We start from the raw sequence: 21,745 nt of genomic DNA, 5'->3' as shown, positions 1-21,745 counted from the left end.
CGGTTAGCGGATAATTCCGCGCGTCGAGCGGGTAAAGAAATCATTGAACTGGCACAGTATCGGGTGCTCCGCGCTGAGCCGTTCAATCTCAAGCTTCACCACGTCTGCCGCCACCTGCTGATGATATAAAAGATCGTACAGATGGCGGATCACCTTCCGCTCAACGGCATTCGCGCGGGTAAACGCCAGCGCGCGTTCGTTGATGCCGCGCGGGACTGCGCGGTTACCACTCGCCACAACAAACGGCGGAACGTCCTGCACCACGCAGGTGTTGTCCAGCAGCAGCGAGCCGGTGCCGACGATGCAAAACTGATGCACCGCACACAATGCGCCGAGTTGCGAATAATCTCCCAGCATGACGTGACCGGCCAGCCCGCTGTGATCGCCCATTGACGTGTGATTGCCCACCTGACAGTCGTGCCCGATATGCACACCCGCCTGAAAAATATTCTGATCGCCAATGCGCGTGACACCGCCGCCCTGCTCTGTGCCCCGGTGCAGCGTCGAGTGACGGCCAATCTCGTTGCCGTCGCCGATGTCGAGGCTCGCCGCTTCGCCGTTGTATTTCAAATCCTGGCTGACTTCGCCGATGGACGATCCCATCCCGATTCGGTTCTCACGACCGATAGACGTATCGCCGTTAATGACGACATGTGAGGCAATGACTGACCCTTCGCCTATCCGCACACCCGTGGAGATAAAACAGAAAGGGCCGACAACAACGTGCGGGCCGATAACAACACCCGGTTCGATGATACTGCTGGCCGCAATTGTGGCCGAAGATGAAATCAACGCATAAATCCTTCTGACAATCGCTCCGCATGCAGAGGCCGGACGCAAAATCGTCAGTGTTAAATTAAACCTGGGAGGATTAATCAGCGGGAAGATCAAAATGAGTCGGAAGTCGCACTCAGAAAGGTATAAACAGGCTGATGGCTTTTTGCGCAATTCCCCTGCTATGCCGCCCAGCATAAGGGTTCCGGGGGCTAAACCCTGCCAACTATATTTTATTTATTTTCTGAACCTTTCTGAAAAATGTGAGCTGTGAACCCTTTGTGACACTTCTATTAAGGCTTTCTTAAGCTAGCAATATTATGATTCACGACAATTCATTTATGTGCGTTATGGTTTCAGTCCGTTAACGCCTGCATCCTTCAGTTTTTTGGGAGTTTTCATTGCGCCATTTATTTCCGAAGATCAGCTACTTCTGGCTGACTTTGCTGCTCAGCTTATATTTTACATTTATCGTTAACCTGCCAATCTTGTTACACTTTTACCGCATTCTTCATGCGCTGCCTGCCTACAGCCTGGCGTTCGCACTAACCATCCCCGTGGCACTTTTCTTTGCGCTGAACTTTGTGTTCACGCCGTTCAGCTTCCGCCCGTTACTTAAACCTTTCTTCATCATCATACTGCCGGTGAGCGCCCTCGCCAGTTTTGCCATGATGACCTATCAGGTGGTCTTTGACCGGGGGATGATCGAAAACATTCTGGAGACGCAGTCTGCCGAAGCATCTTCGTATCTGAATCTGCAAGTGGTGCTGTGGTTTGTGTTTACCGGCGTATTACCGGCGATAGTGCTGTTCTTCACGCCCGTCAGCTATGATCAGACGCGTTTACGTCGTCTGGGCGTGCGTCTGGTGTCGATGTTGGTGTCACTGGCGATCGTTGCCTCCATCGCCGGGGTGTTCTACAAAGATTACGCCTCCGTTGGCCGTAACAACCGCACCCTGAATCTGGAAATCGTGCCGACCAATTACCTCTACAGCGCCTTCCAGTACATGAATCACCGTTACTTCACGCCAAAAATGCCGTTTGAAACCCTCGGAAACGACGCCAGACTGGTGCAGACACCTGGCGAGAAACCCAACCTGGTGTTTCTGGTGATCGGCGAAACCGCCCGTGCGCAGAATCAGTCTTTTAACGGGTATGCGAAGCCGACCAATCAATACACTCAGGCCATGCCTGATGTGATCTTCTTTGCGCACATGACCTCCTGCGGTACGGCCACGGCGATTTCGGTGCCCTGCATGTTCTCGGACATGAAACGTACCCGCTATGACGCCAACCGGGCGCGCAACAGCGAAGGGTTGCTGGATATTCTGCATAAAGCGGGCGTCTCCGTGTTCTGGAAAGACAATGACGAAGGCTGTAAAGGCGTTTGTGACCGCGTGCCTAACGTCACACTCAATACTCAAAAAGACGGTAAATATTGCGATGGCGACACCTGTTACGACATGGCGTTGCTGCAAAATATCGATGAGGACATCAAACCGGATGGCAGGAATACGCTGATCGGCCTGCATTTGATCGGCAGCCACGGCCCGACCTACTCCAGACGCTATCCGCCGGAATTCCGTAAATTTATGCCAGACTGCCCGCGCAGTGACATTGAAAACTGCACGCAGGAGCAGCTGGTCAATACCTACGACAATACCCTGCACTACACCGACTATGTGGTGTCACAGGTCATTGAAAAGGCGAAGCAATATCAGGATCAGTACAATGTGGCGGTGATTTATCTGTCCGACCACGGCGAATCCCTGGGTGAAAATGGTCTGTACCTGCACGGCACGCCGTACAGCGTCGCGCCCGCCGAGCAGACGCATGTGCCTATGCTGTTCTGGTTATCTGACGGCTATTCCAGAGCGCAGGGTATTGATGTGTCATGCCTGCAAGCTCATGCCGCGAAGGACGATGTGTCGCAGGATAATCTGTTCCACACCGTGCTCAGTGCCATGAACGTTCAGACCAGCGCACGGGATCCGCAGCTTGACCTCCTCGCGGCCTGCAAAAAAACCTAATCTGAACACCTGCTGCCCGGCGTTTCAGGGCAGCAGGCCACACGCCGCCAGAATGCTTTGCGACAGGGCATGCACCGTCTGGTCAAAGTTTTGTGATTCTTTATCCATCACCATATACAACGCCGTTTGCCGCACCGTACGGGCCGACAGCGTCAGCCTGCTCAACACACCGCTTTCCAGCGCCGGACCAACACTTCCCAGCGGCAGCCAGCCGTAACCCACGCCCACTGATATCGCCTCCATCGCCGCTTCCACCGTGGTGAACGTCCAGTTCGCCGCCTGACCTGCTGGGCGGCTGTCGCTTCGCGGCGAGCGACGGTCAGCCACCGTAATTAACGGAAAGCGCGCCAGATCTTCAGCGGAAAGTGGCACCGGCAGTTGTAACAGCGGATGATCGCTTTTCGCCACCGGCACGAAATCCACATCGAGAAGGAACCGGCCGTGTATCGCATTTTCCGGCGCCAGCGTGGTGAGTTACAAATCCGCTGATCGTTCATTTAATTGGCCGGGACTTTCACCCCGCAGAATTTCCGTCAGATGCACCTGGGTATCGGGAAACTGTTGCTGAAAGCGTTTCAACGCACGGAACAAAAGGTTCTTAGGAAACACGCTGTCCACCACCAGACTCAGCTCCGTGCGCACCCCGCCGCGCAAGCCTGCCGCGCGATGCTCCAGTTGCAGGAAAGAGGAGATCAGCGGCGCCGCCTGCGCCAGTAAGGCTCGCCCTTGTTCGGTGAGCGCGGCTTTGCGCCCGGTAATTTCCAGCAGCGGCAGCCCGAGCCGCTCCTGCAATCCGCTCAACGCATAACTGACCGATGACTGACTGCGGTTCAGCACCGTGGCCGCCTGCGCAAAACTTCCCTGCTCAATCACCGTTTGCAACACAACCCATTGTTCAAGTGTGGTTCTCGGCAGCGCCATATCTGTCTCCTGTGCAGTGAAGTTTGTCACCGCATAATACATCTAATAAACCGATTGTTTTTATCGAAAATCAGCGTTTTTTTATCACATTTATGAGGGGTATGATTCTTTCATCGAAACGAAACACACGTTTCATCCAGAAAACCTAAGGAGATTCACCATGAGTAACTTTGATAAAAATGACCTGAGCGGCTTCGTTGGTAAACATGTGGTTTATACCTACGATAACGGCTGGAACTATGAAATCTATGTGAAAAACGCACAGACGCTGGATTACCGTATTCACAGTGGCCTGGTGGGTAACCGTTGGGTGAAAGACCAGAAAGCTTACATCGTGCGTGTGGCGTCAGAGGTTTACAAAATTTCGTGGACCGAGCCTACCGGTACCGACGTCAGCCTGATTGTGAATCTTGGCGATAACGTGTTCCACGGCACCATCTTCTTCCCGCGCTGGGTCATGAACAATCCGGAAAAAACCGTCTGCTTCCAGAACGATCATATTCCGCTGATGAATGCTTACCGCGATGCCGGTCCGGCCTATCCGACCGAAGTGATTGATGAATTCGCGACCATCACTTTTGTCCGTGACTGCGGCGCGAACAATGACACCGTGATCGACTGCGCAGCCAGCGAGTTACCGGCTAACTTCCCGGACAATCTGCGTTAATCGCCGATGTAGAATGTCGTAACGAAAACCCATAAAAAACCGCAGCCCTGACGCAGGCTGCGGTTTTTTTTATGATGCTTGCGGCTTCAGTTCGCCAGGGTCTTCAGCAGAGCGGCATTAAATTTTTCCGGTTCTTCCATTTGCGGCGCGTGCCCCAATCCTTTGAATTCGATAAGCCGGGCATGGGGGATGAGCTTCGCGGCCTGTTTACCGAGCACTTTATAGTTGCCAATTTTGGCTTTCACTGCCGCCGGGGCGATGTCGCTGCCAATGGCCGTGGTATCAGACGTGCCGATCATCAGCGTGGTGGGGACACGTAAATTCTTAAATTCGTAGAACACCGGTTGCGTGAAAATCATGTCGTAAATCAGGGCCGAATTCCATGCCACCAGCTTATGCCCCGGCCCGTTGTTCAGACCGGCAAGCATATCCACCCAGCGGTCATATTCCGGTTTCCATTTGTTTACGTAATACGTTTTCAGCTCGTATTGCTTGATGCTCTCTGCCGACGTTTTCAGCTCGCGGTCATACCATTGATCCACGGTGCGGTATGGCACTCCTTTCGCTTTCCAGTCCTCAAGCCCGATGGGATTGACCAGCACCAGTTTCGACACTTCCGGCGCGAACATCAGGCTGTAACGCGTGGCTAACATTCCGCCGGTAGAGTGCCCGACGATCACCGCTTTGCTGATCTTCAGGCTTTTGAGTAACTCATGCGTGTTGATCGCCAGTTGCTGAAAACTGTACTGATAATGTCCGGGTTTGGTGGAAGAGCAGAACCCCACCTGATCAGGCGCAATCACGCGATAGCCTTTTGCCGCCAGTGCCGAAATCGTCCCGCCCCAGGTGGCGGCGCAGAAATTTTTTCCATGCATCAGCACCACGGTCTGTCCGTTTTTGTGGCCTGCCGGCGACACATCCAGATAGCCCATCTGCAGCGGCGCGCCCTGCGAATTCAGTGAGAACTGTTTGAGCGGAAACGGGTAATCGAACCCCTGTAATTGTGGCCCGTAGCTTGGAGCATCGGCGGCCAGCGCAGCACCGCTGACGGAAAGAGAGATAACAGCAGCGCAGAGAAGTATGGAAAAGCGGGAAGGCATGTGTTCGTCCTGATGTCTTTTTCTGACAGGCGGCGTAAACGCTTATGCTACAAATTTTAGGCCCTCAATAAAACTGAAACCGCACGAACTGACTTTTCAGCATGAGCATCGGGCAGGTGGGAGATTGATTTCCCTCATTATTACCCGAGGTTTGCAGCAGATTTCGCTGATTATGCGTTATATTAAGAACAGTAAGCCTTCACAAATTCCTAAGGTGGACACTCCTTTGGCCTTATCCGTACATTGGCTATACCGGCCGCGATTCCGACTCTGTCTGTCGGTGCTGGCATTTCTGCTGGTCGCCGCGCTGGGCACGCTGGCGATTTCATGGCAGACCTCACAGGGATTGCGTAAAGATCACGCCGCCAGTCTGGCGCAATCGGTCTACATGGTGGATATGACCCTCGACAATGCCGCCGTCGCCGCCGATACCGTCAACTATCTGATCGGCGCCCCTTGTACCGAGGAGACGATTCAGGCTCTGCGCTGGCAGGTGGCGAAAGTGCCGAATGTGCGCACCGTCAATCTCTATACCGGCGACACCATTTATTGCACCTCCCTGTTTGGTGAGAAGATCGATTTCGTTTCCCAAGGCCACTACGCTGGCGGACAACTGATGCTGATGAGCGGCAATGCCGTAACGCCAAATCATCCGCTGATCGCCTATCGTCACGACGTGAACGGCCAGGGCGTTCTGGTCGGCGTTGACGGCTATTTCCTGCACAACATTCTTCGTTTACTCAGCCAGCAAAAATTTCTCGTTCTGAAGGTTGGCGATCAGTGGATGGATAATCAGGGCAAAATTCATCGTGATCTGGGCTGGCCGAAAGGCGAAAGAATGGCGCTGGCGTCTCAGCGTTACCCTTATGAGATGCGCCTGGTGATCAGCGGCAGCGATCACTGGCGTTACATCTTTGATTACGCCACCGCCAGTCTGGTGCTCTTTCCGCTGGTCGGCTTATTTGTGGCGTTCATGACTTACGGGCTGCTCGGCCGTTTTGGCACGCCGGTCACCGCACTGAAAACGGCGCTGGAGAAAAAACAGTTTATTCCCTGGCTGCAACCGGTGGTGGATGGCACGGATCATAAAATCACCGGCTGCGAAGTGCTTATGCGCTGGCAGCATCCGCATTCCGGGCTGATCCCGCCCTACCAGTTCATTCCGCTTGCCGAAGAAAGCGGATTAATTGTGCCGATGACCCGTTCAATGATGGCGCAGGTGCGCGATCAGTTTGGTCCGATGGCCGCGCAGTTGCCGAAAGGCTTCCATTTCGGGTTTAACATCTGCGCCAGTCACTTTAAAGATCTGACGCTGGTGGAAGACTGCAAAGCGTTCATCGACGCCTTTAAAGAAAACCCTGTGCATCTGGTGCTGGAACTCACCGAGCGCGAACTGATCGAACAAACGGACATCACCCACAGTTTATTCAGCTCGCTGCGCCGGATGGGCGTCCTGATTGCCATGGATGACTTTGGCACCGGTCACTCCAGCTTGGCGTATCTGCAAAATTTCCACATCGATATCCTAAAAATCGACCAGAGTTTCATTGGCCGAATCGGCACCGACGCACTGGCCGGGCACATCGTCGATAACGTCATCGATCTGGCAAAACGTCTGCGCCTGATTATCGTGGCCGAAGGTGTCGAAACACAGGCACAGGTCGATTACCTGACGCCGTATCAGCTCGAATTCCTGCAAGGCTATTTTTTCAGCAAGCCGCTTGCGCCAAATACTTTCATCGAAAAATGGCTTAAAGAATAACGTGAGCTATGTCTTATAAGAGGATCCCGCATTTTGCTTAAAATGAGCGGATGTGTAACATCCTCTCAGAATCTGTGCAGTCCGACGCTAACTTGTTGAAGTTACTTGTTTTGGAGTGACTTCGGCTTAGCTGGCACTGATAAATCAAGTGATCACTTTGCGAGCAAAATGATGATTAAGTGGCCGTGGAAAGCAAATGAGCTGAAAATTGAGAGATCGGACGCGTGGAACGACGCCCTGAACATTCCGCTGTTGTCCTCTCTCAATGACGAAGAGCAACAACGTCTGATACGCATCGCCAGCCAGCTGCTGCAACAAAAACGGCTGGTGCCCTTGCAGGGCATTGTGCTCACCGAACAAATGCAGGCGCGCATCGCTCTGCTGTTTGCACTGCCGGTCATGGAGCTGGGCGCATCCTGGCTCGACGGATTTCATGAGATCCTGCTCTATCCCTCTCCTTTTGTGGTCGATACCCCCTGGCAGGACGAGAACGGCCTGATCCACGCCGGAACGCAAATCCACGCCGGACAAAGCTGGGATCAGGGGCCGATCGTCCTCAACTGGCAGGACATTGAAGACTCCTTCGACAATTCTGGCTTTAATCTGATCATCCACGAAGCCGCGCACAAACTGGATATGCGTAACGGCGGCGAAGTCAGCGGCATTCCGCCCATTCCGCTGCGCGACGTGGTTGCCTGGGAGCATGATTTGCAGGCCGCCATGCAAAATCTGCAGGATGAAATCGACACCGTAGGCGAAGAGGCTGCCAGCATGGACGCCTACGCGGCGACCGACGCCGCCGAGTGTTTCGCCGTACTTTCTGAATATTTCTTTAGTGCGCCAGAATTGCTGTCTGACCGTTTTCCGCTGGTTTACGGCCATTTCACCCGTTTTTATCAGCAAGACCCGCTGGCACGGCAACGTCGCGGACAACGCTGTGATTGTTAATCTGACGGCTGACCCCATATTTTGATGGCGCTGATGATGATTTTCAGCCGTATTGATTAGATGCTGAGCAGTCAGCGGCTATTATTGAATTTAGCGTTGACACCCCGGCGCCCTCTGGATATTATCCGCCCCGTTCAAACGATTCCTCTGTAGTTCAGTCGGTAGAACGGCGGACTGTTAATCCGTATGTCACTGGTTCGAGTCCAGTCAGAGGAGCCAAATTAGAAAAGCCCGCTTAAGGAAACTTAAGCGGGCTTTTTGCTTTGGTATTTCTGTGATTGAACATCCCGATATCAGCCAACATTCGTGGGTAAAACGTCTCCTTCCCCACAGCGACTCATCCCTTGTGCCAACCATTTGTTCTCCTGCACAACGCACCTTTCCTAATTAAAGGGATTTATATCGCGCTGCGGGTTCATCTTGTTTGATGTCTGAAATCAGCGCCTGACGCGCACCGTCGAGGGTGTCCCAGTGTGCGGCATTTTGCAGTGGCGGTATGGTCACCTTTTCGCGACGGTCAAAACCGACCAGTGCGGCATCCACTAGATCATCTACCTGCATCATCTTAGGTGACGTTGTCACGTCAATGCCTGCGCGTTCCCAAATTTCCGTATAGGTTCCGGCTGGCAGCACCGCCTGGACATACACGCCACGGGATGACAGTTCCAGATCCAATCCCTGCGATAAGAAAAGCACGTAGGCTTTAGTGGCGCCATACACCGACATCATAAATTCCGGAGCCAGCCCGACGACGGAACTGATATTGACAATTGCGCCCTCTCCCGCCTGCACAAAACGCGGCGTCGCGGCATTGGCCAGCCGCGTCAGAGCAGTGATATTCAGCGCAATCAGTCGTTCAATAGACTCTGACGTCTGCTCCGCAAAACCGCCGGACTGCGCAATGCCCGCGTTATTGATCAGAATGCCAATTTGCGCGTCGTCGCGCAGACGGGTTTCGACAGCCGCCAGTGCATCAGGTTGGGTCAGGTCAGCGGGCAGAATGTCGACAGCCACACCGTGTTCCTGACGCAGACGTCCGGCCAGAGTGTCGAGTTTTGCCTTGTCGCGGGCGACCAGAACAAGGTTGTGCCCCCGGCGGGCGAAACGCTCTGCGTAAACAGCGCCGATGCCTGTTGAAGCGCCAGTAATGAGGACTGATGATTTGGTCATGAGTTGATCTTCTTTATTGGTGAGTAAACAAAATCCGCCAGTGCGCGGCCAAAGTACAGACTTAATGATGGTGATCGTAATCTAAAAAGTCAATCGGTTTGATTACGGTTATCATCAATGTATACTTGAGGCATGAATTTTCGGGAGGTGGGCAAAAATGAAAGTGTCAAAAGAACAGGTTCGTGAAAACCGGAAACACATTGTTGAAACGGCTTCGGTGTTGTTTCGCGAACGGGGCTATGACGGCGTTGGCGTCGCGGAACTGATGTCAGCGGCAGGTTTCACTCATGGCGGCTTCTATAAACACTTTGCCTCCAAGGCGGATTTGATGTCGGAGGCAATGAGCTGCGGTTTTATGCGATCGGCAGAAAGTACCCAGGGGGTCAGCCGTGAGCAATTTGTGGAGAATTACCTCTCCCGGGAGCACCGTGAATCCATGGGCAAGGGTTGCGTCATGTCGGCGCTGGGGGCAGATACCGCCCGTCAGCCCGCGCCAATCAAAGCCGCATTTGCGCAAGGCATTGAAACGCAGTTGGCACTGTTAGCCAGTGAACGTGGCCCGCACAGCGCATCGCGCGCTGACCTTATCGACAGCATGGCCCACCTTGTTGGCGCTCTGGTGCTCTCCCGCGCCTGCCCCGATGATTCAGCACTGGCTGATGAGATCCTCGAGGTATGCCGCGCGCGCCTTCTCAATAAGTCCGTCAGCGAGGAGTGAGCTTTCCGCCCCTGCTTTGTGCACGTGGCTGCGCCGAAATGAGTGCTGAAAAGCCCGCGAGGAGAAATCTGAGCGGGCTTTCTTATGTCCGGGAGGCGTGAAGAACTGTCATGAGAAGCTGAACATCTTTCCCCTGATCATGAAAATCGTTCATGTTCAGTGAAATTAAATCACTTTTCCTTAGTCAGCGACTCAGGCATAAATTATACACGGTTATTAACTATAGAAAATTTTGAGGCTGCTGAAGGTAAATCTGAAAATAAATTGAGAAGCCCTGAAAAGCAAACAATCAAAACAGGTTTCATATCAGATGTCGGGATATCAGATAACAATGAATAAAAATATTACCTTTGCTATTAAGAGCATTCGTTTCGACGAAGATTATAACCCCTCGGAAAATACGCGTATTACCACCAACTTTGCTAATCTGGCAAGGGGTGAGAAACGCCAGGATAACCTGCGTAACACCTTAGTGATGATCGATAACCGCTTCAACTCTCTGGCTCACTGGGATAACCCGAAGAGCGATCGCTATTCTGTTGAACTTGATATCATTACTGTTCAGTTGACTATTTCCGGCGAAGACAGCTCAGATTCCTTCCCGGTGATTGAAATACTGAAAACAAATATCGTGGATAAACACACCAGTCAGCGTATTGAAGGTATTTTAGGGAATAATTTCTCCTCCTATGTGAGGGATTATGATTTTAGCGTTTTATTGCCAGCGCACAATAAAACCCAATCCGCATTCAGTCTTCCTGAGAAATTTGGAGAACTGCATGGGGATATATTTAAATGCTTCATCAACTCAGACACCTATAAAGATAACTTCAATAAGAAACCGGTGATATGCCTGAGTGTCTCCAGTAAAAACACTTATTATCGCACTGGTGTGAAACATCCTGTGTTGGGTATCGAATATCAGCAGGACGAACTTTCTCTGACGGATGAATATTTCGCAAAAATGGGATTACGGGCGCGATATTTCATGCCTGAAAACAGCGTGGCACCTTTAGCCTTCTATTTTACCGGCGACTTACTCAGTGATTACACAAATCTTGAGCTGATCAGCACCATCAGCACGATGGAGACTTTCCAAAAGATTTACCGCCCTGAGATTTACAATGCTAATTCTGCGGCCGGAATACAGTATCAGCCAAGCCTGAATTATCAGGATTATTCTTTAACCCGCATTGTTTACGATCGGGAAGAACGTAGCCAGCTGGCTGTTGAGCAAGGGAAGTTTACTGAAGAGAACTTCATTAAACCCTATCAATCCGTTCTTGAACAATGGTCTGCGCAAACCGTTCTTTGATTATAAAAAAATATAAGGTCACCTGTTATGAAAAAATTATTACCGACATCGACTGCCGGCAGTTTACCTAAGCCTTCCTGGCTGGCACAACCTGAGGTGCTTTGGTCCCCGTGGAAATTGCAGGATCAGGAATTAATTGACGGTAAACAGGACGCCCTGCGTTTGTGTCTGGAAGATCAGCAACAGGCGGGTATTGATATTGTCAGCGACGGCGAGCAAACCCGTCAGCATTTTGTCACGACGTTTATTGAGAACCTCAGCGGCGTTGACTTCGAAAAACGCGAAACGGTTAAAATTCGTAATCGTTATGAAGCAAGCGTGCCGACGGTTGTTGGGCCGGTAAGCCGCCAGCGATCGGTTTTTGTCGAAGATGCTAAGTTTTTACGTCAGCAAACCACACGACCAATTAAATGGGCTCTGCCAGGGCCGATGACCATGATCGATACGCTGTATGATAACCACTATAAAAGTCGCGAAAAACTTGCCTGGGAATTCGCTAAAATTCTCAATGAAGAAGCCAAAGAATTAGAAGCTGTCGGCGTCGATATTATTCAGTTTGATGAGCCCGCGTTTAATGTCTTCTTTGATGAAGTGAATGACTGGGGCATTGCCACTTTAGAAAGAGCTATCGAAGGGCTTAAATGTGAAACGGCTGTCCACATTTGCTACGGTTATGGTATTAAAGCCAATACAGACTGGAAAAAAACGCTGGGCACCGAATGGCGACAATATGAAGAGATTTTTCCAAAACTGCAAAAATCTAATATCGATATTATTTCACTGGAATGTCAGAACTCCCATGTACCCATTGAGCTGCTGGAACTTATTCGCGGTAAAAAGGTAATGGTGGGAGCCATTGATGTGGCAACCAATAATATCGAAACACCGGAAGAAGTCGCCGCCACCCTTCGCAAAGCGTTGCAGTTTGTAGACGCCGACAAGCTCTATCCTTGCACTAACTGCGGCATGATCCCCCTGCCTCGCAGCGTGGCAAGAGGCAAGCTGGATGCCTTAAGTGCAGGCGCTGAAATCGTCCGCAAAGAGCTTCTGGCGAAATAACTTCGCCACCCTTCTGATGTTTGAAGTGAGCCTGTAGGGTGGTGCGATTCCCATTCAGGCTCACTTCACCACCGCAACACCATTCCCGGAAAAATCCAATACTGCTTCAGCCGGCGCTGGCGGCAACGGCGGATCCCCTCTCTGACAGCGTAATCTCCCTGTTAAAAAGCCCGCTCAGTTATCCCTGAGCGGGCTTTGAGGGTAATAACTACCCTTTACTGTCCTGCCTTTACGTTTACAGTTCGAACCGGTCCAGGTTCATCACTTTTGTCCAGGCAGCGACAAAGTCTTTCACAAACTTCTCTTTAGCATCAGCGCTGGCATAAACCTCGGCATTTGCACGTAATACGGCATTCGAACCAAACACCAGATCGGCACGGGAGGCAGTGAATTTACCCTCTCCGCTGACGCGATCGCGGCCTTCGAAACGTTCACCCGTTCCGTCGGTGGCTTTCCATTCGGTGCGCATGTCGAGCAAATTGACGAAGAAATCCGTGTTAAGTTCGCCGGTGTTTTGCGAGAAAACCCCCAGCTGACTGCCGTCATAGTTTGCCCCCAGCGCGCGTAATCCGCCGACGAGCACCGTTAATTCAGGCACGGTCAGCGTCAGTTGCTGAGCCTTGTCGATCAACAGATTTTCGGTCGAGGCATTGGCCGAACTGCCACGGTAGTTACGAAAACCATCGGCTTTAGGTTTCAGCAATTCGAAGGACTCAATGTCCGTCTGATCCTGACGGGCATCCACACGACCGGCAGTGAATGGCACCTCGATATCAACGCCAGCCGCTTTCGCTGCCTGCTCAACACCGACCACGCCCGCCAGTACGATCACATCCGCCAGTGAGGCCGTGCGGGAGGACTGCTGGATGGATTCCAGAGTGGGCAGTACGCGCGCCGCCGTGGCATTCACCTCCCACCCTCTTTGTGGCTGAAGCGCCAGGCGTGCTCCGTTCGCGCCCCCGCGTTTGTCGCCGCCACGGAAAGTCGAAGCCGAAGCCCAGGCGACCGACGTGAGTTCACTGACGGTAAGACCGGAAGCCGCAATTTTTTCCTTCAGTTGCGCAATCTCAGCAACGGTCGGGTGATACACAGGGACCGGCAACGGATCCTGCCAAATGAGATCTTCTTTTGGCACTTCCGGCCCGATATAGCGCGCTTTTGGCCCCATATCGCGGTGAGTCAGTTTGTACCACGCCCTGGCAAAAGCTTCGTTAAAGGCTTGCGGGTCGCCGTGGAAACGACGTGAAATTTTTTCAAACTCAGGATCAAAGCGCAGCGTCAGATCGGTGACCAGCATGGTCGGTTTGCGTTTTTTTGACGTGTCGAACGGATCAGGAATGATGTCCGGAGCATCGGCGGCTTCAAACTGAATAGCCCCCGCCGGGCTGCGGGTCTGCACCCACTCATATTTGAAGAGGTTTTCGAAGAAGTAATTGCTCCACTGCGTCGGGGTTTGCGACCAGATCACTTCCAGACCGGAGGTGATGGCATCTGCGCCCGCGCCGGTTCCGTGGCTGCTTGCCCAGCCGAGGCCCTGAGATTCAATCGGTGCGGTTTCGGGATCAACACCCACATGGGTGGCAGATGCAGCGCCATGCGTTTTACCGAGCGTATGACCACCGGCGATGAGCGCGACGATTTCCTCGTCGTTCATCCCCATATTGCCGAAGGTGGCACGGATGGCCGGAGCGGCAGAAGCCGGATCACCGCTGTGATTTGGACCTTCCGGGTTCACGTAAATCAGCCCCATTTCCGTTGCACCCAGCGGAGATTTTGCCAGTTCTTCAGGATGGCGGTGTTCAAGCCAGGTGGTTTCGTCACCCCAGTTCACGTCCAGATCCGGTTCCCAGACGTCTTCGCGACCGGCACCAAAACCAAAGGTGCGGAAACCGGAATTTTCCAGTGCGACGTTACCCGCCAGAATATAGAGATCTGCCCAGGAAATTTTCTGACCGTATTTTTGCTTCACAGGCCACAACAGGCGGCGCGCTTTATCGAGGCTGACGTTATCCGGCCAGGAGTTGAGAGGAGAAAAGCGTTGCTGACCGCGTCCTGATCCGCCGCGTCCATCGACGGAGCGATACGTCCCGGCGCTGTGCCACGCCATACGGATGAACAGGCCGATGTAGCTGCCCCAGTCGGCGGGCCACCAGGCCTGTGATTCGGTGAGCAGCCCTTTGATATCGGACTTGAGTGCAGAGTAATCTAACTTAGCGAATTCTTTACGATAATCAAACGTCTCGCCCAGCGGGTTGGAACGAGTCGAGTGCTGATTTAGCAGGTCAACCCTGAGCTGATTGGGCCACCAGTCACGGTTGGATGTGCCACCGCCGGACGATTTATTGGTATTACCTTCATGGAAGGGGCATTTACCGGCGGATGCTTCTCTTTCTGCTTCAACAATGGGCTTTGCGTCTTTTGCTTCTTCATCAATGGAATTGCTCATGCTCACACTCCTGTTTTTGTAGTCTCATTGCTACTCTATACGCGGATTGAAACCAGTCACATCTGAATCACCCTATGTATTTGATAGATCTTGCCTTCAGAATTTTGTGCAATGCCTGCGGGTTTTTTCATCAAAATAATGGCATCACTGATTATAGAATAACCCCTTAATGACAGCGGCTTATCTGCCCGCGTCGCAAAAAGAAAAAAGCCCGTCAGGGTTTCCCCCGACGGGCTTTCGTTTCGTCATGTTGCTTGGCGACTACTCACGCCATCCCATTTCGGGAGCAACATGTTTAAGGATCGACTCAATCACATGCACGTTATACTCAACACCCAACTGATTCGGCACGGTCAGTAACAAGGTGTCGGCTTCGGCGATGGCTTCATCCTGTTTCAGCTGTTTGATCAACAGTTCCGGGCTGGCTGCATAGCTGCGACCGAAAATCGCACGGGTTTTCTCATCGAGGAAACCCACTTTATCGCCATCGTTACTGCTGCCGCCAAAGTACATGCGATCGCGGTCATCCATCAGGGCAAAAATGCTGCGGCTGACCGAGACACGCGGTGCCCGCTCATGCCCGGCTTCCTTCCAGGCCGCACGATAGGCGCGGATTTGCTGCGCCTGCTGAATATGGAACGGCTCGCCGGTTTCATCATCTTTCAGCGTTGAGCTTTGCAAATTCATGCCCAGCTTCGCGGCCCAGACGGCGGTCGCATTCGAGCCAGCGCCCCACCAGATGCGCTCGCGCAGCCCTTCAGAATAAGGCTCAGTGCGCAGCAAACCTGGCGGATTTGGAAACATCGGTTGCGGATTGGGTTTCGCAAAACCTTCGCCGCGCAGCGCATCCAGCAGCTTTTCAGTATGACGGCGCGCCATATCGGCTTCGGTTTCTCCCTCTTCCGGCTGATAACCAAAATAGCGCCAGCCGTCGATCACCTGCTCCGGCGAACCCCGGCTGATACCGAGCTGCAAACGCCCCCCGGAAATCAAATCAGCGGCGCTGGCGCTTTCGGCCATATACAGCGGATTCTCGTAACGCATATCGATAACACCGGTACCAATCTCGATCTTGCGGGTTTTGGCGCCAATGGCCGCCAGCAACGGGAATGGCGAGGCCAGCTGACGGGCAAAGTGATGCACGCGGAAATAAGCGCCGTCGGCTCCCAGCTCTTCAGCCGCAACGGCCAGATCGATAGATTGTAATAATGCATCTGCTGCCGAACGGGTGCCCGACTGCGGAGATGGCGTCCAGTGGCCAAATGATAAAAATCCAATCTTTTTCATCGCGTATTCATCCTCATAGTGCGAAAAACGCTGCGCCGGACCCGACTGGCGGATAACAGCACACTGATGGGATTACTTTACGCGACTCAGGATGAGAATAAATGTCATTTATTTAACATAAGGGTTCAGTTTATTTGATGAACTGCGGGAAAGATTTATTGTTTTTTGACCCATCTGCACAAATTGTCTCCCATCAGAACGTCGCAGCAAAAAAACCTTTGATCCCGCCCCCGTCACTCGTTATTATGCGCCCCGTTCACACGATTCCTCTGTAGTTCAGTCGGTAGAACGGCGGACTGTTAATCCGTATGTCACTGGTTCGAGTCCAGTCAGAGGAGCCAAATTAAAGAAGCCCGCTTAAGGAAACTTAAGCGGGCTTTTTGTTTTTTATGCGTCATATTCAGACTCAGCTCTGATTAGGTTATGGCAGCGGGGGCATAGAGCAACGGTATGATCGACCGACAGTCAACAAAGGCGCTGTTGGTTGAGAACATCCCTGACGTCGTAACTCGGTTTAAAATTCGTTATCATCCGCTCCCACTTTCCGTCCGGGTTGCCTGATGTCTACGATTATCGATACGTTTATTGCCCCGCCGTGCCATGACCAGATTGAGACGCTGTATCAGGATGACCATCTGGTGCTCATCAATAAGCCGTCCGGTCTGCTCAGCCTTTCGGGCAAAAATCCGCAAAATCTTGATTCAGTGCATCACCGGCTGGTACAGATATTTCCCGGCTGCACGCTGGTTCACCGCCTGGATTTTGGGACATCCGGTTTGATGGTGATTGCCCGCAACAAAGCGGTTAATGCCGCCCTCTGCCAGCAGTTCAGCCTGCGCACCGTCACCAAAGTGTACAGCGCGCTGCTTTGCGGACATCTGGACGAAGATGAAGGGGTGATAGACGCGCCGATTGCCAAAGATCCGGCGCTTTTCCCGCTGATGTCAATTTGCGCACTCAGCGGCAAACCCGCGCGTTCTGGCTATCAGGTCATTGAGCGGTTTTATCAGGAACAGGATGACGGGACGTCACTGCCGTTAACGCGGGTACTGCTCACCCCGGAAACCGGCCGCACGCATCAGTTGCGGATCCACTGTCAGCACACAGGCCACCCTATTCTGGGTTGTGACCTGTATGGCGGACTTTTGCTGCCGGGAACCGAACGGACACCGCGCCTGATGCTGCATGCCAGTGAACTGCATTTTGTTCACCCCGTCAGCCAGGAGCCGATGGTTGCCCGTCACGAAAGTCCGTTCTGAACCGGTTTATTACCACATCAAATCATCAGGCACTTTGAAATCAGCATACGGATCTTCTTCGTCTTGCTCTTCCTGACTCAGCGTGCTGTTTAGCACGATACTGCCCGCATCGCGCTGCGCAATTTTATCCGCGACGCTTGCCGGGATGATCGCGTATTCGCTCTCGCCGTTGCTATCAACCAGCAGACGGGCGATCGCCAGACGCCCGCTGATCAGCTGGCTTTGCGTCGTTTTATCCACGTAGATCTTTTTAATTAAGTTACCGTCGGTGAAGTTAAAACCAATATCGCCTTTGGCGTCAGTGATTCGGTTCATCTCAATCAGCTGCTTAACCTGAGCCTTATACTCTTTAGACAGGGCCGCCTGTTTTTGTTGTTCGCTGAGCTGTTTGTCACGCTCAAGCTGGGCTTTTTTGTTCTCTTCCACAGCCGCCCTTGCCTCACGGCTCTGAACACGTGATTTTTTAGCCGTTCTTTGGACTTTTTCCATTTTCTTGCTGGAGACTAATCCGGCTTTCAGCAACTGCTCTTGTAAGGTGAGTTTTGTCATCTTCGTTTCTAAACCAGTTTAAAAAATTTGTGGGATTATACCTGTAAATGGCGGGGCTGTATCAGGTTGCAGGATCGGATTACGCTAAGATTTGCGGTTAACCAGCCCCTTGCCCGCTCCGCTTTCCGGCTTTCGGCACGAGGGAAAAAAACGGGCGTTAACGTGAATGATAGTCAGGGTTCCCCCCTGACGTTCCCCTCGTCGGCATCCTGCAGGGTTTCCCAGGCGATGACCCGGTTCTTTCCCTGGGTCTTGGCCTGATACAGCGCGCTGTCGGCGTTGGCGACCGTGCCGTTTACCGGGGAACCCGGTGCATGTTCGGCGACGCCGACGGAAACGGTAATGCGGACATTGTCCGGCCCCTGACTGGCACTGACATGCTCCTGGATTTTCAGGCGCATTTTTTCTGCCACCGGCAGCGCGTTGACGAGGCCGGAATTGAGTACGATCAGAAATTCTTCGCCGCCATACCTGCCGACAAAATCATTGCCGCGAATATTCTTTTTAATAATTTTGGCCACCGTGCTGATAATTTCATCGCCAAACGGGTGACCGAAATTATCATTAATTGATTTGAAGTTATCGATATCCAGCATAAATACGCAGAAATTGCTGCTGCTGTTTTCTTCCGCTTCTTTTAAATAGAGATCAATACTCCGCCGATTACTGACGCCGGTCAGCGGATCGGTTTCTGAGGCTTTTTTAAAATAATTTTTACTGGTTGAAAGGTCGGTCAGTTTTCCAAAAGAAAAATACAACACCATCAGGAATACCAGACTCATCAGCGTTTTGACGATCGCCAGTTCCCAGTACCCGTTGTCGTGGAGTGCGGAAATATGTGACAGCAAATTAATCGACTGAGCAATGCTGTAGGACAAAATGACAAACATCATGCCTTTACGATGTGTCAGGCTGAATCCGGTCAGACAGATAAAATAGATAATGGAAAACACATCGTAATAACTGGTTTTCCCGAAAATAAATAGCGTGCTTGTTATAAAGCCTAAAATCAGCACCGGGTAGCCGTAGAAGATAAAACCAAAGGTAACCGGAGCGATAATCACGCTGTAAAGACTGGCATGATTGACAGACCCTTCCTGAAAAATATAAGCGCTTGCCAACCCGAACAGCACACCCAGGCCGCACTTCACCAGCAGGCTGTTTTTCTGCGTAAACTTCACATATAAAAAAGGAATTGAAATACAGGTATAGGTAATACACATTCCGACAAGCGTATTTATTAACGTTTCTTCCAGGAAAAACATCATCAATCTTTCCAATATTGTGCGGACTTAATGTGCGCAATACTAACATTTCCCGAAAAGCAAAACAAAGCACCCGGAAATAACATTAATTACAATTATCCACGCGTGCCAGCAACTTAACACCATTAACACCATGAAGTTAAATGTGCATTATTTTATTGACATGAAACGGCAGTGATAAATAACACACAGGGCGGTATCTGGAATATTTCCCTTACCGCCCTGCAATATATCGAAAATTGAGCCAACCCTGACCGGAAACACGCAATGCAGGCCGCTGCCCTTTTCAGCCGTTACGCCACCGCCACCGCTTTGGCGTCCAGCGCTTTGTGAATTGCCGCTTCCAGTTCGTTGATTTCGAATTTGGCGACGTAACCGTCAGCCCCGACTCTGCGCACATGATCTTCGTTGGCGCTGCCGGATAAAGAAGAGTGGATGATCACCGGAATATTTTTCAGGAACTCATCACGCTTAATATTGAGCGTCAGCGTAAAGCCATCCATTTCCGGCATTTCCAGATCGGTTAATACGAAGGAAATTTTATCGGAAATCGGGCGCCCTTCGGCTTTGCACTCTTCAGCCATTTTGCGGATTTTATTCCAGGCTTCCAGACCGGTGATATGCATCTGCGCCGGAATTTCCATCATGTTCAGGCCCTTCTCAAGCATCGAACGCGCCACTTTGGAATCTTCCGCCACGATCGCCACCGCGCCCGGTTTGAGAGAAAACGCTTTGGTTTTTTGCTTATCGATGGACACGTTGCCACTGGACGGCACGATGTCATAGAGGATTTGTTCGACGTCGAGCACCAGCGCCAGACGGTTGCTGGAGGTATCGTTATCCAGACGCGCAATGCTGGTGATGTTGCGGCTCTTCACACCGGATTCCGCAGCCAGCACCTGGCTCCATTCAAGACGGACGATATCGTCAACCGATTCCACCGCAAACGCCTGTGTACTGCGCGCATATTCGGTGACCAGCAGAATGTTCAGGCCGGTTTTAGGTACACAGCCCACCACGGCAGGCAGGTCGATCACCGGAATAATTTCACCGCGAATATTAGCCATCCCCATCATCGGCGACGCCATACCCGCCGCTTTCGTCAGCGCAGGCATCGGTACGATTTCACGGAGTTTAAACACGTTGATACCAAAGAGTTCAGACTTTTCTTCATCTGGCGCAGAGCCCAGACGGAACAGCAATAATTCAAAGCGGTTAGATGAAGTGAGGTTCGTTCTCTCATCGATGTCTTTCTGAAAATTGTCCATACTTTCCCCAGGCCTGTCGTGATTTGTTTTTGTCTGTGATTACGCTGTGCGTCATTCGGAAAATAAGGAATTTCATTCTCTTTTTTCTCAGAGGGACATTCTTTTTATCGGCTGGTCAGGGGCAATTCTTTAGAGCGAAGAGAAAATTGAGCGGAAAGTTACCCGGTATCGCAGAGGATACCGGGTCAGGCAGCTTAGCCGCCGATCTTCACCAGGGTTCTGCCCTGAATGTTATTGTTCAGGAAATCTGCCGCCACCGCTGGCGTATTTTCCAGCGTGATCTCCGTGGCAGCCTGCTGGTAGAAGCTTTCCGGCAGGGTATTCATCAGGCGTTCCCAGACCGCCGCACGGCGTTCGGCAGGCACCGACACCGAATCGACGCCCTGCAGACGCACATTGCGCAGGATAAACGGCATCACGGTAGTCGGCAGATTAAACCCTCCGGCCAGGCCGCAGGCCGCCACGCAGCCGCCGTAATTGGTCTGCGCCAGCAGTTTCGCCAGCACTTTGTCACCGACCGTATCCACCGCACCGGCCCAGATCTGTTTTTCCAGCGGACGGGTTTCGGAGAAATCATCACGGGAGAGGATCTCGCTGGCGCCCAGTTTACGCAGGTATTCGTGGGTCGATTCCCGGCCGGTGACCGCCGCCACGGTGTAACCGAGGGTATGCAGTAACGCCACCGCCGTGCTGCCGACCCCCCCGCTGGCACCGGTCACCACCACGGTGCCACTTTCCGGCGTCACACCGGCGTCTTCCAGCGCCATCACGCACAGCATGGCGGTGAATCCGGCGGTACCGATGATCATGGCGTTACGCGCCGCCATGCCTTCCGGCAAGTGCACCAGCCAGTCGCCTTTCACGCAGGCCTGTTCCGCCAGCCCGCCCCAGTGGGTTTCACCGACGCCCCAGCCGGTGAGGATCACTGACTGCCCGACGGAGAAACGCGGGTCTTTGCTGCGGCTGACGTGGCCGGAAAAATCGATGCCCGGCACCATCGGAAACTGACGGATAATTTTGCCCTGGCCGGTGATGGCCAGCGCGTCTTTGTAATTAAGCCCTGACCAGCTGACATCGACCAGCACATCGCCTTCCGTCATTTCCGGCAGCGCAATCTCTTTCACGTGCGCAAGCGTTGCCTTGTCTTGTTGTTCGAGAACCAATGCTTTCATATGTTTTCCTTAAGCGTTCCGGGATTTCGAAGGGT

At 52.4% G+C, this 21,745-nt stretch carries 19 protein-coding genes and 2 tRNA genes; 10 read left to right on the top strand and 11 right to left on the bottom strand.

The annotated features are described in order from the left end of the window. Window positions 1–3: 3 nt before the first annotated feature. Window positions 4–792, bottom strand: a complete 789-nt coding sequence (lpxA, locus tag ABSH60_RS19065; protein WP_390975295.1) for an acyl-ACP--UDP-N-acetylglucosamine O-acyltransferase — start codon at window positions 790–792, stop codon at window positions 4–6. 383 nt (window positions 793–1,175) lie between these two features. Here lpxA and ABSH60_RS19060 point away from each other — a divergent pair, with 383 nt between their 5' ends. Beyond that, complete coding sequence (locus ABSH60_RS19060; RefSeq protein ID WP_390975293.1) at window positions 1,176–2,804, top strand: phosphoethanolamine--lipid A transferase; 1,629 nt, start codon at window positions 1,176–1,178, stop codon at window positions 2,802–2,804. 24 nt (window positions 2,805–2,828) lie between these two features. Here the strand turns inward: ABSH60_RS19060 and ABSH60_RS19055 are convergent, their stop codons facing one another. Together ABSH60_RS19055 and ABSH60_RS19050 are read right to left on the bottom strand one after the other, a co-directional pair. Next, the gene (locus tag ABSH60_RS19055) at window positions 2,829–3,251 is read right to left on the bottom strand and encodes a LysR substrate-binding domain-containing protein (RefSeq protein WP_390975822.1); all 423 of its coding nucleotides are present in this window, start codon (window positions 3,249–3,251) and stop codon (window positions 2,829–2,831) included. Window positions 3,252–3,278: 27 nt separating this feature from the next. Next, on the bottom strand, window positions 3,279–3,725 hold the full coding sequence (locus ABSH60_RS19050; protein ID WP_390975291.1) for a LysR family transcriptional regulator: 447 nt from the start codon (window positions 3,723–3,725) through the stop codon (window positions 3,279–3,281). A 160-nt stretch (window positions 3,726–3,885) separates the two neighbouring features. Here ABSH60_RS19050 and ABSH60_RS19045 point away from each other — a divergent pair, with 160 nt between their 5' ends. Then, complete coding sequence (locus tag ABSH60_RS19045) at window positions 3,886–4,392, top strand: phenolic acid decarboxylase (RefSeq protein ID WP_122095459.1); 507 nt, start codon at window positions 3,886–3,888, stop codon at window positions 4,390–4,392. Between the two features lie 86 nt (window positions 4,393–4,478). Here ABSH60_RS19045 and ABSH60_RS19040 read toward each other — a convergent pair whose 3' ends face one another. After that, window positions 4,479–5,492, bottom strand: coding sequence for an alpha/beta fold hydrolase (locus ABSH60_RS19040; protein ID WP_056780532.1), 1,014 nt, complete (start codon window positions 5,490–5,492; stop codon window positions 4,479–4,481). Window positions 5,493–5,718: 226 nt separating this feature from the next. Here ABSH60_RS19040 and ABSH60_RS19035 point away from each other — a divergent pair, with 226 nt between their 5' ends. The 3 genes from ABSH60_RS19035 to ABSH60_RS19025 all read left to right on the top strand — a co-directional run bounded on the left by ABSH60_RS19035 (window position 5,719) and on the right by ABSH60_RS19025 (window position 8,421). Continuing rightward, window positions 5,719–7,254 (top strand): EAL domain-containing protein, encoded by a 1,536-nt coding sequence (locus tag ABSH60_RS19035; RefSeq protein ID WP_260307176.1) that lies wholly within the window; start codon window positions 5,719–5,721, stop codon window positions 7,252–7,254. A 171-nt stretch (window positions 7,255–7,425) separates the two neighbouring features. Beyond that, the gene (gene mtfA / locus ABSH60_RS19030; protein ID WP_056780536.1) at window positions 7,426–8,202 is read left to right on the top strand and encodes a DgsA anti-repressor MtfA; all 777 of its coding nucleotides are present in this window, start codon (window positions 7,426–7,428) and stop codon (window positions 8,200–8,202) included. 143 nt (window positions 8,203–8,345) lie between these two features. Further along, window positions 8,346–8,421: transfer RNA gene (locus ABSH60_RS19025), tRNA-Asn, on the top strand. A gap of 168 nt (window positions 8,422–8,589) precedes the next feature. Here ABSH60_RS19025 and ABSH60_RS19020 read toward each other — a convergent pair. Then, entirely contained in the window at window positions 8,590–9,372 is a 783-nt protein-coding gene (locus ABSH60_RS19020) for an SDR family NAD(P)-dependent oxidoreductase (RefSeq protein ID WP_390975288.1), read from the bottom strand. 157 nt (window positions 9,373–9,529) lie between these two features. Between ABSH60_RS19020 and ABSH60_RS19015 the strand changes: the two genes are divergently transcribed. The 3 genes from ABSH60_RS19015 to ABSH60_RS19005 all read left to right on the top strand — a co-directional run bounded on the left by ABSH60_RS19015 (window position 9,530) and on the right by ABSH60_RS19005 (window position 12,464). After that, complete coding sequence (locus ABSH60_RS19015; RefSeq protein WP_390975286.1) at window positions 9,530–10,090, top strand: TetR family transcriptional regulator; 561 nt, start codon at window positions 9,530–9,532, stop codon at window positions 10,088–10,090. Window positions 10,091–10,421: 331 nt separating this feature from the next. Continuing rightward, entirely contained in the window at window positions 10,422–11,405 is a 984-nt protein-coding gene (locus ABSH60_RS19010; protein ID WP_390975284.1) for a putative oxygenase MesX, read from the top strand. A gap of 27 nt (window positions 11,406–11,432) precedes the next feature. Then, window positions 11,433–12,464 carry a methionine synthase gene (locus ABSH60_RS19005; RefSeq protein WP_122095463.1) on the top strand — a complete coding sequence of 344 codons (1,032 nt, stop codon included), beginning with the start codon at window positions 11,433–11,435 and terminating at the stop codon, window positions 12,462–12,464. Window positions 12,465–12,699: 235 nt separating this feature from the next. On the opposite strand, the gene katG is transcribed toward ABSH60_RS19005, so the two are convergent. Beyond that, complete coding sequence (gene katG, locus ABSH60_RS19000) at window positions 12,700–14,910, bottom strand: catalase/peroxidase HPI (RefSeq protein ID WP_390975282.1); 2,211 nt, start codon at window positions 14,908–14,910, stop codon at window positions 12,700–12,702. Window positions 14,911–15,171: 261 nt separating this feature from the next. Continuing rightward, window positions 15,172–16,197, bottom strand: coding sequence for an LLM class flavin-dependent oxidoreductase (locus ABSH60_RS18995; RefSeq protein ID WP_056780558.1), 1,026 nt, complete (start codon window positions 16,195–16,197; stop codon window positions 15,172–15,174). Between the two features lie 265 nt (window positions 16,198–16,462). Here ABSH60_RS18995 and ABSH60_RS18990 point away from each other — a divergent pair. Both ABSH60_RS18990 and ABSH60_RS18985 read left to right on the top strand, forming a co-directional pair. Then, a tRNA-Asn gene (locus tag ABSH60_RS18990) sits at window positions 16,463–16,538 on the top strand. Between the two features lie 219 nt (window positions 16,539–16,757). Then, entirely contained in the window at window positions 16,758–17,456 is a 699-nt protein-coding gene (locus ABSH60_RS18985; RefSeq protein WP_390975280.1) for a pseudouridine synthase, read from the top strand. A gap of 9 nt (window positions 17,457–17,465) precedes the next feature. Here the strand turns inward: ABSH60_RS18985 and ABSH60_RS18980 are convergent, their stop codons facing one another. The 4 genes from ABSH60_RS18980 to ABSH60_RS18965 all read right to left on the bottom strand — a co-directional run bounded on the left by ABSH60_RS18980 (window position 17,466) and on the right by ABSH60_RS18965 (window position 21,710). After that, window positions 17,466–18,005, bottom strand: coding sequence for a DUF2058 domain-containing protein (locus tag ABSH60_RS18980; RefSeq protein ID WP_056780564.1), 540 nt, complete (start codon window positions 18,003–18,005; stop codon window positions 17,466–17,468). A gap of 173 nt (window positions 18,006–18,178) precedes the next feature. After that, a complete protein-coding gene (locus ABSH60_RS18975) occupies window positions 18,179–19,273 on the bottom strand; it encodes a diguanylate cyclase (protein WP_390975278.1) in 1,095 nt (364 codons plus the stop codon). 290 nt (window positions 19,274–19,563) lie between these two features. Continuing rightward, entirely contained in the window at window positions 19,564–20,538 is a 975-nt protein-coding gene (locus tag ABSH60_RS18970) for a chemotaxis protein (RefSeq protein WP_122095487.1), read from the bottom strand. A gap of 194 nt (window positions 20,539–20,732) precedes the next feature. Beyond that, window positions 20,733–21,710 (bottom strand): acryloyl-CoA reductase, encoded by a 978-nt coding sequence (locus ABSH60_RS18965; RefSeq protein ID WP_390975275.1) that lies wholly within the window; start codon window positions 21,708–21,710, stop codon window positions 20,733–20,735. Between the last annotated feature and the right edge of the window lie 35 nt (window positions 21,711–21,745).

The sequence above is a fragment of the Rahnella sp. R3(2024) genome, assembly GCF_042920125.1.
Taxonomy (GTDB): domain Bacteria; phylum Pseudomonadota; class Gammaproteobacteria; order Enterobacterales; family Enterobacteriaceae; genus Rahnella; species Rahnella rivi.
The sequence above is the reverse complement of the archived record's forward strand: the minus strand, read 5'-3'. Positions and strand labels throughout refer to the sequence as shown.

Bases quoted from the DNA above. Each gene is read 5' to 3' on its own strand.
- ABSH60_RS19050 (WP_390975291.1), bottom strand. From the start codon at position 3,725: ATGGCGCTGCCGAGAACCACACTTGAACAATGGGTTGTGTTGCAAACG.
- ABSH60_RS19045 (WP_122095459.1), top strand. From the start codon at position 3,886: ATGAGTAACTTTGATAAAAATGACCTGAGCGGCTTCGTTGGTAAACAT.
- ABSH60_RS19040 (WP_056780532.1), bottom strand. From the start codon at position 5,492: ATGCCTTCCCGCTTTTCCATACTTCTCTGCGCTGCTGTTATCTCTCTT.
- mtfA (WP_056780536.1), top strand. From the start codon at position 7,426: ATGATTAAGTGGCCGTGGAAAGCAAATGAGCTGAAAATTGAGAGATCG.
- ABSH60_RS19020 (WP_390975288.1), bottom strand. From the start codon at position 9,372: ATGACCAAATCATCAGTCCTCATTACTGGCGCTTCAACAGGCATCGGC.
- ABSH60_RS19015 (WP_390975286.1), top strand. From the start codon at position 9,530: ATGAAAGTGTCAAAAGAACAGGTTCGTGAAAACCGGAAACACATTGTT.
- ABSH60_RS19010 (WP_390975284.1), top strand. From the start codon at position 10,422: ATGAATAAAAATATTACCTTTGCTATTAAGAGCATTCGTTTCGACGAA.
- ABSH60_RS19005 (WP_122095463.1), top strand. From the start codon at position 11,433: ATGAAAAAATTATTACCGACATCGACTGCCGGCAGTTTACCTAAGCCT.
- katG (WP_390975282.1), bottom strand. From the start codon at position 14,910: ATGAGCAATTCCATTGATGAAGAAGCAAAAGACGCAAAGCCCATTGTT.
- ABSH60_RS18995 (WP_056780558.1), bottom strand. From the start codon at position 16,197: ATGAAAAAGATTGGATTTTTATCATTTGGCCACTGGACGCCATCTCCG.
- ABSH60_RS18985 (WP_390975280.1), top strand. From the start codon at position 16,758: ATGTCTACGATTATCGATACGTTTATTGCCCCGCCGTGCCATGACCAG.
- ABSH60_RS18980 (WP_056780564.1), bottom strand. From the start codon at position 18,005: ATGACAAAACTCACCTTACAAGAGCAGTTGCTGAAAGCCGGATTAGTC.
- ABSH60_RS18975 (WP_390975278.1), bottom strand. From the start codon at position 19,273: ATGATGTTTTTCCTGGAAGAAACGTTAATAAATACGCTTGTCGGAATG.
- ABSH60_RS18970 (WP_122095487.1), bottom strand. From the start codon at position 20,538: ATGGACAATTTTCAGAAAGACATCGATGAGAGAACGAACCTCACTTCA.
- ABSH60_RS18965 (WP_390975275.1), bottom strand. From the start codon at position 21,710: ATGAAAGCATTGGTTCTCGAACAACAAGACAAGGCAACGCTTGCGCAC.